We start from the raw sequence: 445 nt of genomic DNA, 5'->3' as shown, positions 1-445 counted from the left end.
CACTTGCCCCGGATAGGTCCATTTCACCGAATCCTTCTCCTTAACGAAATCAGTTACGGCTGTTTTGGGCCGTGCAATCGATGCAGGCATACGAACTCCGTCTTTTATAATCGTTAGGGTGAACGTCTCCGGATCGACTTCGAAATCGAAGGGCTCTCCTGCCTGTTGAACGGATGTTGAGATGGTTTGCTGTGCACTGGCGGGTATTAGCGGGTTGGCTGCTTGATCGCGGCACCCGGTTAGAGCTACTGTAATAAGACTAGCCGCACAAAGCAAAGCGAGTTGACGCTTTTTCATGAATATACCTCCTAATGTGATTGATTCGATGTTCAGTATAAGGAGGCAATGTTACAGGAATGTGCCAAAATGAATTCTCGGACATGTCTATGTCTTAGAGCATTTTGCCATACTGGTGTAACAAATGACATTTATAATAGTAATGCCG

1 pseudogene is annotated in these 445 nt (G+C 46.1%); it reads right to left on the bottom strand.

Annotated features, from left to right (window positions below):
- Positions 1 to 297: pseudogene (locus AC1DUA_RS40660) on the bottom strand (glycoside hydrolase); the annotation flags it as partial.
- Positions 298 to 445: the final 148 nt, after the last annotated feature.

The organism is Paenibacillus sp. 01T422, assembly GCF_056398785.1.
This window is presented reverse-complemented; position numbering and strand designations above follow the sequence as displayed.